Source organism: Pelomonas parva, assembly GCF_043555835.1.
GTDB classification, from domain to species: domain Bacteria; phylum Pseudomonadota; class Gammaproteobacteria; order Burkholderiales; family Burkholderiaceae_C; genus Pelomonas; species Pelomonas parva.
In genome coordinates, this window is sequence record NZ_JBIGHV010000018.1 from 1 (window position 1) to 13,477 (window position 13,477).

At 69.0% G+C, this 13,477-nt stretch carries 11 protein-coding genes; 5 read left to right on the top strand and 6 right to left on the bottom strand.

Annotated features, from left to right (window positions below):
* Positions 1-245: 245 nt before the first annotated feature.
* A complete protein-coding gene (locus ACG00Y_RS28450; protein ID WP_394484990.1) occupies positions 246-1,136 on the top strand; it encodes a UDP-2,3-diacylglucosamine diphosphatase in 891 nt (296 codons plus the stop codon).
* On the opposite strand, the gene asd is transcribed toward ACG00Y_RS28450, so the two are convergent.
* From asd to ACG00Y_RS28465, 3 genes are read right to left on the bottom strand one after another with little or no spacing between them, the layout of a single operon-like run.
* A complete protein-coding gene (asd, locus tag ACG00Y_RS28455; protein WP_394484992.1) occupies positions 1,123-2,043 on the bottom strand; it encodes an archaetidylserine decarboxylase in 921 nt (306 codons plus the stop codon). The genes ACG00Y_RS28450 and asd overlap by 14 nt on opposite strands.
* Positions 2,043-3,689 carry an aminotransferase class III-fold pyridoxal phosphate-dependent enzyme gene (locus tag ACG00Y_RS28460; protein WP_394484994.1) on the bottom strand — a complete coding sequence of 549 codons (1,647 nt, stop codon included), beginning with the start codon at positions 3,687-3,689 and terminating at the stop codon, positions 2,043-2,045. The genes asd and ACG00Y_RS28460 overlap by 1 nt, the downstream gene beginning before the upstream one ends.
* Before the next feature lie 4 nt (positions 3,690-3,693).
* Positions 3,694-4,323 (bottom strand): Mpo1-like protein, encoded by a 630-nt coding sequence (locus tag ACG00Y_RS28465; protein ID WP_394484996.1) that lies wholly within the window; start codon positions 4,321-4,323, stop codon positions 3,694-3,696.
* A gap of 101 nt (positions 4,324-4,424) precedes the next feature.
* Here ACG00Y_RS28465 and ACG00Y_RS28470 point away from each other — a divergent pair, with 101 nt between their 5' ends.
* Complete coding sequence (locus ACG00Y_RS28470) at positions 4,425-5,663, top strand: glycosyltransferase family 4 protein (protein ID WP_394484998.1); 1,239 nt, start codon at positions 4,425-4,427, stop codon at positions 5,661-5,663.
* A gap of 3 nt (positions 5,664-5,666) precedes the next feature.
* Here the strand turns inward: ACG00Y_RS28470 and ACG00Y_RS28475 are convergent, their stop codons facing one another.
* Positions 5,667-5,915, bottom strand: coding sequence for a hypothetical protein (locus ACG00Y_RS28475; RefSeq protein ID WP_394485000.1), 249 nt, complete (start codon positions 5,913-5,915; stop codon positions 5,667-5,669).
* Positions 5,916-5,942: 27 nt separating this feature from the next.
* Entirely contained in the window at positions 5,943-7,232 is a 1,290-nt protein-coding gene (gene lplT / locus ACG00Y_RS28480) for a lysophospholipid transporter LplT (protein ID WP_394485002.1), read from the bottom strand.
* Positions 7,233-7,376: 144 nt separating this feature from the next.
* Here lplT and ACG00Y_RS28485 point away from each other — a divergent pair, with 144 nt between their 5' ends.
* Genes ACG00Y_RS28485 through ACG00Y_RS28495 form a run of 3 tightly spaced genes read left to right on the top strand, consistent with a single transcriptional unit; the run spans position 7,377 to position 11,859 of the window.
* Positions 7,377-9,806: a catalase gene (locus ACG00Y_RS28485; RefSeq protein ID WP_394485004.1), complete on the top strand. Its 2,430-nt coding sequence runs from the start codon at positions 7,377-7,379 to the stop codon at positions 9,804-9,806.
* Between the two features lie 47 nt (positions 9,807-9,853).
* Positions 9,854-11,104 (top strand): putative DNA modification/repair radical SAM protein, encoded by a 1,251-nt coding sequence (locus ACG00Y_RS28490; RefSeq protein WP_394485006.1) that lies wholly within the window; start codon positions 9,854-9,856, stop codon positions 11,102-11,104.
* Positions 11,104-11,859 carry a TIGR03915 family putative DNA repair protein gene (locus ACG00Y_RS28495; protein ID WP_394485008.1) on the top strand — a complete coding sequence of 252 codons (756 nt, stop codon included), beginning with the start codon at positions 11,104-11,106 and terminating at the stop codon, positions 11,857-11,859. The genes ACG00Y_RS28490 and ACG00Y_RS28495 overlap by 1 nt, the downstream gene beginning before the upstream one ends.
* Here the strand turns inward: ACG00Y_RS28495 and ACG00Y_RS28500 are convergent.
* Positions 11,856-13,331, bottom strand: a complete 1,476-nt coding sequence (locus tag ACG00Y_RS28500; RefSeq protein ID WP_394485010.1) for a GAF domain-containing protein — start codon at positions 13,329-13,331, stop codon at positions 11,856-11,858. The two genes, ACG00Y_RS28495 and ACG00Y_RS28500, sit on opposite strands and share 4 nt — an antisense overlap.
* Between the last annotated feature and the right edge of the window lie 146 nt (positions 13,332-13,477).

A 13,477-nucleotide genomic window follows, 5' to 3' on the forward strand; every position in this document is an offset into this window, starting at 1 on the left:
CCCGAACAGGACAGTGAAACGAGTCAGCGCCGATGATAGTGCGGATTCCCGTGTGAAAGTAGGTCATCGTCAGGCTAGTTATTAAAGCCAACCCCCATCAGGTTATCCTGGTGGGGGTTTCGCTTTTTGCGGCGAATTGGTGGCTTCGGCAAATAAGACGGAACGCCGCCCGCCTTGGGCCGGTTTCCGAGCTGGGGTGGAATACGCACTGCACCTTCACGTGCGCGTCATGACGGGCCGGCAGCATGCAGGCCATGCCGACGCCGCAAGACTCCGCTGCCGCCGACACGCCCACGCTGTCGGTGCGCACCATCTGGATCTCTGACCTGCACCTGGGCACGCCCGGCTGCCAGGCCCGGGCCTTGCTCGACTTCCTGCGCGATGTCGAGTGCGAAACCCTCTACCTCGTCGGCGACATCATCGACGGCTGGCAGCTGCGCCGCAGCTGGTACTGGCCGCAGGCGCACAACGACGTCGTGCAGAAGCTGCTGCGCAAGGCGCGCAAGGGCACGCGGGTCATTTTCATCCCGGGCAACCATGACGAGTTCGCGCGCAAATACCTGACGCACAACTTCGGCGGCGTCGACGTGATGGAAGAGGCCATGCACGTGACGGCCGACGGCAAGCGGCTGTGGGTCACGCATGGCGACCTCTACGACGGTGTCATCCAGTGCGCGCGCTGGCTGGCCATCATGGGCGACCTGGCCTACGAGTTCACGCTCAAGGTCAACCGCTGGTTCAACCGCGTGCGCGCAAAGTGCGGGCTGCCGTACTGGAGCCTGTCGCGCTACCTGAAGCACAAGGTCAAGCGCGCGGTCAGCTACATCAATGAGTTCGAGAACGCCGTGGCGCGGGAGGCCAAGAAGCGTGGCGCGCATGGCGTGGTCTGCGGCCACATCCACCATGCCGAGATCCGCGAGATTGACGGCATCCTCTACTGCAACGATGGTGACTGGGTGGAGAGCCTGACGGCGCTGGTCGAGCACTTCGACGGCCGACTGGAGATCATCGACCGGGGTGACCAGGCCACGCTGCCGGGCATGTTGCCGGCGCCGAAGTCGGTGGTGCCGGTTGCGCTGCCGGTGCCTGTGCCCGTTGCCGCAGCCAAGGCTGCGGAGACGGTCAGCTCAATTTGAGCAGCGCCTGACCGGCGCGTATCTGCACGCCGGTGGCAATGCCCTCGGCCAGTTCGAAGCCGGTCGGCACGAAGACGATGATGGTCGAGCCATGCTCGAACCAGCCCATCTCCTGACCCTTCACGTGCGGCGCATTGCAAGGCATCTCATTGGCGCCTTGGCGCCCGAGGTGCAGCAGCACGTCCAGGAAGTGCAGGCGGATGCTGGCAACCAGGATGGCCGCGACAGGCACGAGTGCAATTGGATGGCCGCTGGCCAGCGTCATGCGCACCACGGCGCGCTCGTTGCGGCAGAACAGGCGCTCCACGCGCTTGAGCGCCACCGGGTTCACATTCCAGGTGTCGCCGCTGAGGTAAGTCACATGCTCCACCGTGCCGTCGGCCGGCGCGTGGAAGCGGTGATACATCGCCGAGGTCAGCCGCAGGGTGACGAAGCGGCCACCCTCGAAGGCGCTGGCGTCCTGCGTCGGGCCGAACAGCTCCTCGGTCGAGTACGGGAAGCCCTTGGCCTGGTAGACCTGGCCCTGCCGCACCACGCCGGTCGCGCCGACGATGGCATCGCTGGGGCTGGCGAAGATCTCGGGCCGGGCGTCCAACACGCGCGAGCCGGGCTTTAGCTCGCGGGTGAAGCAGTCCTTCAGCGAGCGGAACTGCGGGTGCTTCGCTTCGCTCAAGTCCAGCGGGATGAACCACTGCCATACGGCAATCGTCAGCTTCGTCAGCAGCGGGCTCTCGATGCGCGAGAAGCGACCCATCAGTTTCGTCAGGGCGATGCGCGGCACGCGGTTGGTCAGCAGGAAGTTCAAGTCCTCCTGCGCCACCAGCCGCTTGAACCAGCCGGGGCGCGGCTCGGCGTGGTCATTGATCTCGCCGGTCAGTGCGGGCGATGCATCCTGGTTCTTCATCATCAGAACTTCTGGCCCAGCATTTCGCGGAACACGCTGCGGCGGATGGCCTTGGCCGTGAGTTCCGGCGCAGTCCACCACCAGCCGTCGGCACGCATCTCGTCGCATGCGGCGATGAAGCGGTCCATCACCTCGGCGAACTCGGCGTCGCCATAGTTCAGGCTGAAGATCAGCCGCCCCGTGCCCACCCAGCTCAGCGCCAGGCCGTGCTTGCGCAGGTAGAACTGCAACATCCAGTGGTAGCGGCCCGGTTGGTCGTACATGACCGTCCAGATCGTCGACAGGTTGGCCATGCGCACCGGCGCGCCAACGGCCTGCAGCCGAGCATTGAACTGGGCGCAGCGCGCGTTCCAGCGTTCGTCGAGGCCGTCGTACAACGTCGCCACCTCGGGCCGCTCGATGCGCTTGAGAAACGACGCCATCGCCGCGACCACATAGGGATGCGCGTTGAAGGTGCCGCGCGCAAAGCAGATGTCGGCCGGCCGATCCTCGCGGTAGCGCGTCATCAGCGCGCGGCTGCCGCAGACCACGCCCACCGGCAGCCCGCCGCCCAGCGTCTTGCCATAGGTGACGAGGTCAGCCTTGACGCCGAAGTACTGCTGCGCGCCGCCGGGTGCGAGACGGAAGCCCACGAAGACCTCGTCGAAGATCAGCACGATGCCGCGCGCCGTGCAGACCTCGCGCAGCTTCTTCAGCCAGGCGGTGTAGGCCTCGCGGTCGTAGCTTGCGCGGCGGCTGCCGTCGATCAGCGAAGAGTCGCCTGGCGCACTCACGTTCGGATGCAGCGCCTGCAGCGGATTGACCAGCACGCAGGCTATGTCTCGCCGCGTGGCCAGGACCTTCAGCGAGCGCTCGGCCATGTCCTGCAGCGTGAAGGTCTCGCGTGGCGGCAGCGGGTTGCCGGGGCCGGGCTGCACGTCCTCCCACCAACCGTGATACGCGCCGGCAAAGCGCACCAGGCGCTTCTTCTTCGTGTGATAACGCGCCAACCGCACGGCCTGCATGACGGCCTCGGTGCCGGACATGTGGAAGCTCACCTCGTCCTGGCCGGAGATGGCCTTCAGGCGCGTGAGCACGTCGAGCACGCACGGGTGATAAGCGCCCAGCACCGGCCCCAGCTTCTGCGCCGTGGCGACGGCTTCGGAGATGCATTCCTTGTAGGCGTCGTAGCCGAGCACGTTGACGCCGTAGGAGCCGGTCAAGTCGTAGAGCCGGTTGCCGTCCAGGTCCTCCACCTGCACGCCGTCGCTGTGCTGCAGGAAGGCGCCGACCTTCAGGTGCTCGCGCAGCACCGGGCTGAACTGGAAGGGCACGCGGTAGCGGCCGGTGAAGCGCAGGTCGGAGATGGTCTCGCGCGCGGCTTCAGTCGCGGCCAGCGTCTTTGCAAAGCGCGTGTCGAACTCCGCGCCCAGCCGCTGCAGCGCCGCCTTGCGCCGCACGGCCACGTCGGCCGGCGCGCCGTCGGCGACGAAGAACTGCACTTCGTCATAGGCATAGCCCGGCACCCAGCGCGCCAGCCGCTTGGCCATGCGCGAGTGGCCGGCCAGCGACCGATGTTTGGCGCGCGACAGCTCGATGCGCCGCTTGGTCGCCGGCAGCAGCGCGAGCAGGCCCAGTGCCAGCGCTGAGAGGGTGAAGGCTTCGTCCATCGGCTCAGTGCGCCTGTTGGCCCACGTGCTCCATCGGGTCGATGAGCTGGCCGCGCAGCAGGTAGAACGGCGACCGCCAGTACAGCATCACGTCATGGAACGGGTCCGTGATGATCTTGAAGCCCCAGGCCAGGCCCTGCATCAGGTTCTGCGTGATCCACAGCTGCACGACGCGGAACACCAGGCCCGTCACGCCCAGACAGAGCCAGGCCATGCCCACGTCTTCGATGAAGCCCTGCATGCCCACCGCCGGCTCGATCATGCCGCCCAGCGACGGTGCCAGCCACAGCACGGCCGGCAACGCCACCCACACTGCCATCAGCACGATCTTGCGGCGGATGTTGTAGCCAATCTTGATCTCTTCCTTGTACTCGTCGGTTGCCTTGTTGACGTGGTCGTAGCCGCGCGGCTCGAAGAAGAAATGGCCCGCTTGCCGCGTCGTCATCGACACGCACCAGGCCAGCAGCGCCGACCACGCCGGGTTCACGAACAGAAGCGCATACGACACCAGGAAGCTCAGCGCGCTGATCAGGTGCAGGCTCTGATTGATGCGGCTGTGGTGGTAGTAGCGGTGGTCGTCCCAGCGCTGGGTCTTCAGGGTTTGGAAGAACTCGTTCACGTGTCCCGTCCTCATGTTGGGGTGGATGCGGGGCGGATGGTGGGGTGCTTGCGTGAAATCGGCGTGACGGTCTCGTTGTCATCTTGTTGTTGCACGACGAGCTGACCATGCGCGCCATGAACACCCACGACGCCGACGACATCCTGGTCGACGACCTCCCTGCGCCGCGCCACTCGCGCCGGCTCGCGGTGGTGACGGAGACCTACCCGCCCGAGGTCAACGGCGTCGCCATGTCCATGGCCCGCGTCGTCGATGGCCTGAACCGCCGCAACCACGACGTGCAGCTCATCCGCCCGCGCCAGCCTGCCAAGCTGACGCCACCGTCGAGCGGCAACCCCATGGTGGACGAGGTGCTCACCAAGGGCCTGCCGGTGCCGCTCTACCCCAACCTGCGCATGGGCGTGCCCAGCAAGCGGGCGCTGGTGAAGCTGTGGTCATTGAAGCGGCCGGACGTCGTGCACATCGCCACCGAGGGCCCGCTGGGCTGGTCCGCCCTGCAGGCCGCGCAACACCTGGCACTGCCGGTCACGTCGGATTACCGCACCAACTTTCATGCCTACGGCAGGCACTACCGCCTGGGCCTGCTGTCCAAGCCCATCATGGGCTATCTGCGCAAGTTCCATAACCGCTGCGACGCGACCATGGTGCCGACCGAGGCGATCCGCGTGCAACTGGTCGAACGCGGCTTCGAGCGCTTGAGCGTGGTGGGCCGTGGCGTGGATGCGCAACGCTTCGACCCCGCACGCCGCAACGCCGCGATGCGCGAGAGCTGGGGCGCGGAGCCGACCGACCTCGTCATGGGCTATGTCGGCCGCCTGGCGCCGGAGAAGAACCTCGGCGTCGTGCTGGCCGCCTATGAGTCGGTCAAGGTCGTGCAGCCGCGAGCACGGCTGGTGTTCGTCGGCGATGGGCCGATGCGCGCTGAGCTGGCGGCGCGTGTGCCCGATGCGGTGTTTGCGGGCCAGCGCAGCGGCGATGACCTCGCGGCGCACTACGCGGGGCTGGATATGTTTCTGTTCGCGAGCTTGACCGAGACCTTCGGCAATGTGACGACCGAGGCGATGGCCAGCGGCTGCGCCGTCGTCGCGTTCGAGAGCGCGGCGGCGGGCGAGTTGATCCGCAGCGGCGTGAACGGCTGGCTCGCGGGGCCGGGCCGCGAGGCCGACTTCGTCGCGGCGGCGCGCACGGCGGCTGCGGACCCGGCTGCACGTCGTGCAGTGGCCGAGGGCGCACGGGCCACGGCGCGGCGGCTGGATTGGGGCGACATCACGGCGCGGTTCGAAACCGTGCTGGAAGGGGCGATTGCACGTGCCGAGCCGGCGTTCGGCTTGTCGGGCCTGCAGCCCGTGATCTGACGCCTATTCCAGATCCTGAATCTTCGGCACCTCGTAGTCCACGAGACCCAAGTCCGCGAGCGCGATGCCGTGGGCGTCGGCTGTCCGCTTGAGCAGAAAGACGATGTGCGCGTAGGCCGCTTGCCGGCCAACTGCCTGTTCTCGGCTCAGGGTCTGCCAGACGCGCAGGCTCTCCTTCACATCCCGCTTGAGTTCGCTGGTGAAGGACTGCATGAACTCGACATGCGGCTGTTCATTGCGACGTTTGGTCATGGCGGCCAAGTATCGACGCGCGTGTTGCTATGGGCGTGAGTGGCGGCGCCGGCGGGCATCCAGCCACATCAGCTCGGCGATCGCCGTGGCGACCAGCAGGCCAAGGCCACTGAGCGTCACCTCAATCGCCACCCCCGCCGCCTCACACCCCGCATACGCGGCCAGCATCAACAACACACTCAGGTTCTCATTGAACCCCTGCACCGCAATCGACCTTCCCGCGCTCAGCAGCGTGGCGCCACGATGTTGCAGCAGCGCGTTCAGCGGCACGACCATCGCCCCGCCCACGCCGCCGACGAGCGCGAGCATGGCGGCGGCCAGCGCGAGGTCATCCACCTGCGCAACGACCGGCATCAGCAGCCCCAGCGCCACGCCCGCCCATAGCCCGTGCCGCGCCTGGTGCAGCGCCAGCCACCGCCCCGCCGCCCCCGCGCCGACGATGACGCCGACCGCCACCGCCGCCTGCAGATACGCCGCCTCGCTCAGCGGCAACGCCAGGGCCTCGCCCGCCCACCTCAGTACCGCGAACTGCAAGGTCGCGCCGACGCCCCAGAACAGCGTCGTCGCCGCGAGTGACAGCCCGCCTTCGCGGTCCCGCCACAGCAGCCGGTTGGCGGCACGGAACTCCCGCAGCAGCGTCAGCGGGTCATGCGCCACGCTGCGCTGGCGGCGGCCGCTGTCGGCGATGCCGGCGTTCAGCCCGCTGCTCACCGCGTAGATCAACAGCAGCGCCGTGAGGGACCCCGTCAGCTTGTCGGCCGGCAGGTCCAAGCTGTCGCCAAGGGCGGCGAGCCCCGAGCCCAGCCACAGCGGGCTGACCAGCGCGCCGCCCAGCACCGCGCCCAGCAGTGCGGCGGAGACAACGCTGATCTCTATCCAGCCGTTCGCCTTCACCAGCGCCTCTGGCGCGGCCATCTCGGTGATGAGTCCGTACTTGGCCGGCGCATACGCGGCGGCGCCCAGGCCCACGATGGCCAGCGCGGCGACCGGGTGCAGCCCCAGCGCCAGCAGCGCCAGGCCCAGCATCTTCACGACGTTCATTGCCGCCATCACGCGGCCCTTGGCGAAGGCGTCGGCCAGCGGGCCCACCCAGGGCGCGAACACGACATAGGCCAGGGTGAAGCCGAACTTCAGCAGCGGCGCCCACCACAGCGCAAAGCCTTGCTGTTGCAGCAGCGCGATGGCGACGATGAGGAGCGCGTTGTCCGCCAGCGCGGACATGAACTGCGCACCGATGACGAGGCCGAAGCCGCGTGGCAGGCAGACGCGCTGCGGCAGGGCGATGGTGGGCGCGAGGTCGGGGGTGGCGGCGGGCACGCCGCACCTTGCGCGATTTGCATGAAATGCCGATGAACACGGGCGCTTTCGGTCAAACAGGTGTCGGGCGCCTTGGCCGGCCATGGGCACGCTGAATGCCCCTCATGCGGGTTGCTTCCCCTTTCAACCCGCACAGGACGATCCATGGCCAAGACTCCCACGACCCCGCCGGCAAAGAAGTCCGCCAAGACTTCTAACCTCACCAAGGCTGCGGCGCGCAATACCGACAGCGCGTCGTCCAACCCAGCGCCCGCACCGGACGCAGACGCGGCCGCACGCCGCGCAGAAGATGTTCAGGCCACTGTGGCCGGCATGCCGTTCAACGCCAACAAGGCCGGCGAGCACGGCGCCGCCAATGGGGTCGCACCGCAGCCGGGCCAGACGGTCACGCCCCCATCGCGGCTGGTCACCGGCAGCACGCTGTCCGAAGCCGGGACCAACGCCAAGGTTGGCACGCAGGCTGCCGAGGGTGTCAACGCGGCAATAGCGTCGCTGGACCGCGTTCGCGTGGACTCCGGCGGCCAGGCGCTGACGACCAATCAGGGCGTGCGCATTGCCGACAACCAGAACTCGCTCAAGGCCGGCACGCGCGGGCCGGTGCTGCTGGAGGACTTCATCCTCCGCGACAAGCTGACCCACTTCGACCATGAGCGCATCCCCGAGCGCATCGTGCACGCGCGCGGCTCGGCGGCGCACGGCTTCTTCGAGGCCTACGGCCCGCTGGACGAACTGACCGTGGCGGCGCCGTTCAAGGAAGCCGGCAAGCGCACGCCGGTGTTCGTGCGCTTCTCGACCGTGGCCGGCGAGCGCGGCAGCAAGGACACCGCGCGCGACGTGCGCGGCTTTGCCGTCAAGTTCTACACCGAAGAGGGCAACTGGGACCTGGTGGGCAACAACATGCCGGTGTTCTTCATCCAGGACGCGATGAAGTTCCCCGACCTCGTGCACGCCGTCAAGCCCGAGCCGCACAACGGCATGCCGCAGGCCGGCAGCGCGCACGACACCTTCTGGGACTTCGTCTCGCTGATGCCCGAGTCCACCCACATGCTGATGTGGGCCATGAGCGACCGCGCCATCCCGCGCTCCTACGCGACGATGCAGGGCTTCGGCGTGCACAGCTACCGGCTCGTCAACGCGAGCGGCGAGTCGGTGTTCGTCAAGTTCCACTGGAACCCGAAGTTCGGCACGCATTCGCTGACCTGGGACGAGGCGGTCAAGATCTCCGGCGCCGACCCCGACTACCACCGCCGCGACCTGTGGGAGCGCATCGAGGGCGGCGCCTTCCCCGAGTGGGAGCTGGGCATCCAGGTGTTCACCGAGGACGAGGCGGCGAAGTTCAGCTTCGACATCCTCGACGCGACCAAGCTCGTGCCCGAGGAACTGGTCCCGGTTCGCCCTGTCGGCCGCATGGTGCTCAACCGCAACCCCGACAACTTCTTTGCCGAGACCGAGCAGGTCGCCTTCTGCACGGCCAACATCATCCCGGGCCTGGACTTCTCCAACGACCCGCTGCTGGCCGGCCGCATCCACTCCTACGTCGACACGCAGATCTCCCGCCTGGGCGGCCCCAACTTCCACGAGATCCCGATCAACTCGCCGCTCGCGCCGGTACACAACAACCAGCGCGACGGCATGCACCGCCAAGCCATCCACCGCGGCCGCGTGTCCTACGAGCCCAACTCGCTGGGCGGCGGCTGCCCCTTCCAGGCCGGCGCAGCGGAGCAGGGCTTCACGTCGGTCGCCGCACGGCTGAAGGGGCGGGAGGACCAGGCCAAGGTGCGCGCCAAGCCCGAGCTGTTCGCCGAGCACTACAACCAGGCCCGGTTGTTCTACGACAGCCAGTCGCCGGTCGAGCAGGCCCACATCGCCGCGGCCTTCCGCTTCGAGCTGAGCAAGGTCACAGTGCCGGCCATCCGCGAGCGCATGCTCGCGTCGCTGCGCAATGCGTCCAAGGCCCTGGCCGAGAAGGTGGCGCTGGGGCTCAACATGCCGCTGCCCGAGGCGATGCCGCTGGCCATCAACCGCGCGCCCCGGCCCGAGGTGAAGGTCTCGCCCGCGCTGTCGCTGCTGGCGCGCCCCGGTGACGGCTCCATCGCCGGCCGCAAGGTCGTGCTGCTGGCGGCTGATGGCGCCAATGGCGAGTCGCTGCTGGCCGTGCATGCCGCGCTGTTCGCACAGGGCGCCGTGCCGCGCATCGCCGCACCGCGCATCGGGCCGGTGCACACGGCCGACGGCGTTGAGCTGCAGGCCGACGTGTCGCTGGAGAACGAGCCGGGCTTCCTGTTCGACGCGCTGGTGCTGCCCGACGGCGAGGCGGCCGTGAATGCGCTGCGGCGCGAAGGTCACACCTACGAGTTCATCCGCGACCAATACCGCCACTGCAAGTCCATCCTGGCGCTGGGCACTGGCCTGCAGCTGCTGCAGGCGGCCGGCGTCGGCACGGCCATGGCCTCGGGCGAGCCGGACCCCGGCATCGTGGTCTCCGACGACGCAGCGGCGGGCGCGGCGGCCTTCATCCTGGCCATGGGCAAGCACCGCCACTTCGAACGAGAGACCGACCCGCCAGTGGTTTGATGTAAGAGCGCCCCACGCGATGACTGTATTTATATACAGTCATCGCCATGGATGTTCAGAACAAGCTCGCCATCCTGGCGGACGCCGCCAAATACGACGCCTCCTGCGCCAGCTGCGGCACCGAGAAGCGCGACTCGCGCGACGGCAAGAGCCTGGGCTCGACCAGCAACGGCATCTGCCACGCCTACACGCCGGACGGGCGCTGCGTGTCGCTGCTGAAGATCCTGCTGACGAACTGGTGCGTGTACGACTGCCTGTACTGCATCAACCGTCACTCCAGCGACGTGAAGCGCGCCCGCTTCGCCATCGACGAGGTGGTGCAGCTGACGCTGTCCTTCTACCGCCGCAACGTCATCGAAGGGCTGTTCCTGTCCAGCGGCATCATCCGCACGCCCGACTACACGATGGAGCAGGTCATCGAGGTCGCGCGGCGGCTGCGCGAGGACGAGCACTTCAAGGGCTACATCCACCTGAAGACGATTCCCGACGCGTCACCCGAGTTGGTGGAGCGTGCGGGCCGGTATGCGGACCGGCTGTCGATCAACGTCGAGCTGCCGAGCGCGGAGAGCCTCAAGGCGCTGGCGCCGGAGAAGAGCGCCGACGGCATCGTCCGCACGATGTCGCGCATCCACCTGCGGCTACAGGCCGCGAAGGAGGCCAAGCGCGAGGCGCAGGCCGTGCGCGCCCTGCCGGGTGCTGCAGCGAACGCCGTGAAGCCGCCCTCGTTCGCGCCGGCCGGCCAGACCACCCAGCTTATCGTCGGCGCCGATGCGTCCGACGACATCGCCGTGCTGAAGCTCTCCAGCCGGCTCTACACCGGCCAGGGCCTGCGGCGTGTCTACTACTCGGCCTACAGCCCCATCCCCCACGCCAGCAGCCAGCTGCCGCCGCAGGCCGCGCCGCTGATGCGCGAGCACCGTCTGTATCAAGCCGACTGGCTGATGCGCTTCTACGGCTTTGGTGCCGACGAGATCGTCACCGAGGCCGGCTTCCTGTCGCTGCACCATGACCCCAAACTGGCCTGGGCACTGGCCCACCCGGCCAGCTTCCCCCTCGACGTGGACCGCGCGCCGCGCGAGGAGCTGCTGCGCGTGCCGGGACTGGGCGTGGGCTCGGTCGACAAGCTGCTGGCCGCTCGCCAGAGCCGCCGGCTGCGGCGCGCCGACCTGCTGGCGCTGGGGCCGGCCGTCAAGCGCGCTTTGCCCTTCCTGGTCGCTGTGGACCACCGGCCCCGTGCAGCCGACGTGCAGTTGCTGGCGCGGCCTGCGGCGCAGCCTCAACAGGCCGCGTTGTTCTGATGAAGCTGCCGCTGCGCCACCCTGCCGACTGGCCCGGCTTTGCCGCGCAACTGCCGGCGCTGCTGGCCGGCGACGCCGACTGGACACAAGACGTCGGCGCCCAGGCCGCGCTCTTTGGTGCGCCGGCCGAATCGACCGCGCAGGCCTGGTCGCCCCCCGACGGCTGGGGCGACCTCGGCCGCCGCGTCGCCATGCATGCCGACGACAGCCGCTACGCCCGCCTGCTCGCCTTCGCGCGCCGCCTGCAGCGCGAGCCCGGCTTGTGGGCCGACATGCTCGACGCGGACCGCCGCCGCCTGCAGTCCCTGGCCCGCCAGGTCGACCGCGAGATCCACAAGATGCACGCCTTCGTGCGCTTTCGCGAGGTGGCCGACGAGCAGGCCGCCGGGGGCCGCCGCCATGTCGCCTGGTTCGAGCCCACCCACCACATCCTGCGTGCCGCCGCGCCCTTCTTCGTGCGCCGCTTCGCCCAGCATCCCTGGGCCATCCTGACGCCGCTGGGCTGCCTGCACTGGGACGGCTACCGACTCACCGGCGCCGGCCCCGCGCAGCGTGAAGACGCCCCACCCGAGGACGCCGGCGAGGCGCTGTGGCTGACCTACTACCGCAGCATCTTCAACCCGGCGCGGCTGAAGTTGGCCATGATGAAGAAGGAGATGCCGGTGCGCTACTGGGCACAGATGCCGGAGACGCGGCTGATCAGCGAGCTGGTGAGGGACGCGCCGCGCCGGGAAGGCGCCATGCGCGGGCTTTAGGCGCCTTGCGCTTCAAACAGCAGCGCCAACTGGCTCGCGATCAGCAGCTCGTGCCGCGTCCACGCCCGCGTCGCCCGCGCATCCACCAGCCACAGCGCGCCGGCCAGTTGCGTGCCGTCGTACAGCGGCACTTCGATGCGGGCTTCGGCCGCGCCGGGCAGGCCGGCCAGCTCGGCATGGCAGGGGTGCAGCGCCGCGTCCGGCAGTGCCAGCGGCGCCCCGTGCCGGGTCAGCAGGTCGATGTAGCGCGGCTGCTCGGTGGGGCTCAAGCCGCCGTTGCCCAGCGGTAGGCGGATGGCGCTTGCTAGTCCCATGATGCGCAGGCTCGCGGCCTTCAATTCGGCCAGTGCCTCGTGTGGCGTCGCGGCGGCCAGGCGCTGGCGCTGGCCGAACAGCTGCAGCAGCAACTCCTCGGGCGTGACCGGCACGGCAGCGTCGTCGGCCGGCGGCGCAGCCAGCGTCGCACGCGCCGGCAGGCTCAGGCGCTCGATCTCGGACTGCAGGGCCAGGTGTTGCCACAGGTGGTCCAGCGCGCCGGCGGCGTCGCCTTCGGCCTGCAGCAGCTCGGCCAGCTTCAGGTGCGCCTGCCGGGCCTGGGCGCGGGCCTGGATGCGCTGGGCCAGCGCCAGGCCGTGGCGCGTGGAGCGCACGGCGCCGGCGTTGTCGCCTCGGGCCAGCGCAATCTCCGTCCAGGTGCGGCTGGCAGCCGCCTCCAGCCAGGGGTAGCCGTGGCGGGCGGCGATGTCCAGCGCCAGCCGGCAATCGGCGACGGCCCAGTCCATGCGCTGGCGGGCCAGCGCGGCGCGGGCCAAGTGCCAGTGAGCTTCTGCCTCGAAGACGCGGTGCGCACCCCGCCGCGCCGCCGCCAGGCCGTGGCTGAAATGGCGCTCCGCCGCCGGCAGGTCGCCGGTCTCGAAGCTGCCGACGCCGATGTTCAGCGCCAGCTTGGCGGCCAGGTAGCTGTCGTCGCCGTGGCTGCCGAGCTGGGCCAGGTGCTCACCGGCATCGCGCATCTGGCGCAGGCCGCGCGCCCAGTCGCCTTCAGCGTAGTGGATCTGCCCCAGGCCGATGCGCGCGGCCACGCCGGTCTGCAGGTGGCCGCTGACCTCCGCCAGGTCCAGCGCGCGCGACCACTGCTCGCTGGCGAGCTGGTACTCGCCCTGCTGGTAGGCAATGCGCCCCAGCGCCTCGCAGACGCGCGCCGCCTGCACCGGGAAGTGGCCCGCCGCCGCCAGCGCGCCGGCCTGCTCCAGCGCCGGCAGCAGCTCCAGCGCCCGGCCGCGCGGCTCCAGCAGCGCGAAGCGGGCGTAGAGGCCATCCACGCCGACAGCGGTGTCGCCCGCCGCGAAGGCCTGGGCGCTGAGCCGCTCCAGTTGCCGGTCGGCAAGCGCCGGATGGCGGCGCGCGACGCGGCCGATGCGGGCCAGCAGGTCGGCCAGGGCAGGGCTGGCGGCGGGTTGAAGGATGAACACGTCGTGGAGGTAGCGTTGGTTTCTCACTGGTATTCTTGTTCATCCGAGAGCCGGCAGGCCCTCCGCAGCGCCAGTCGTTTACCCGCTGCGGCGGCCGTAGACCAGTTTAAAACCAATTGACGGTCTTCATCGTTGGTATTAGAGTG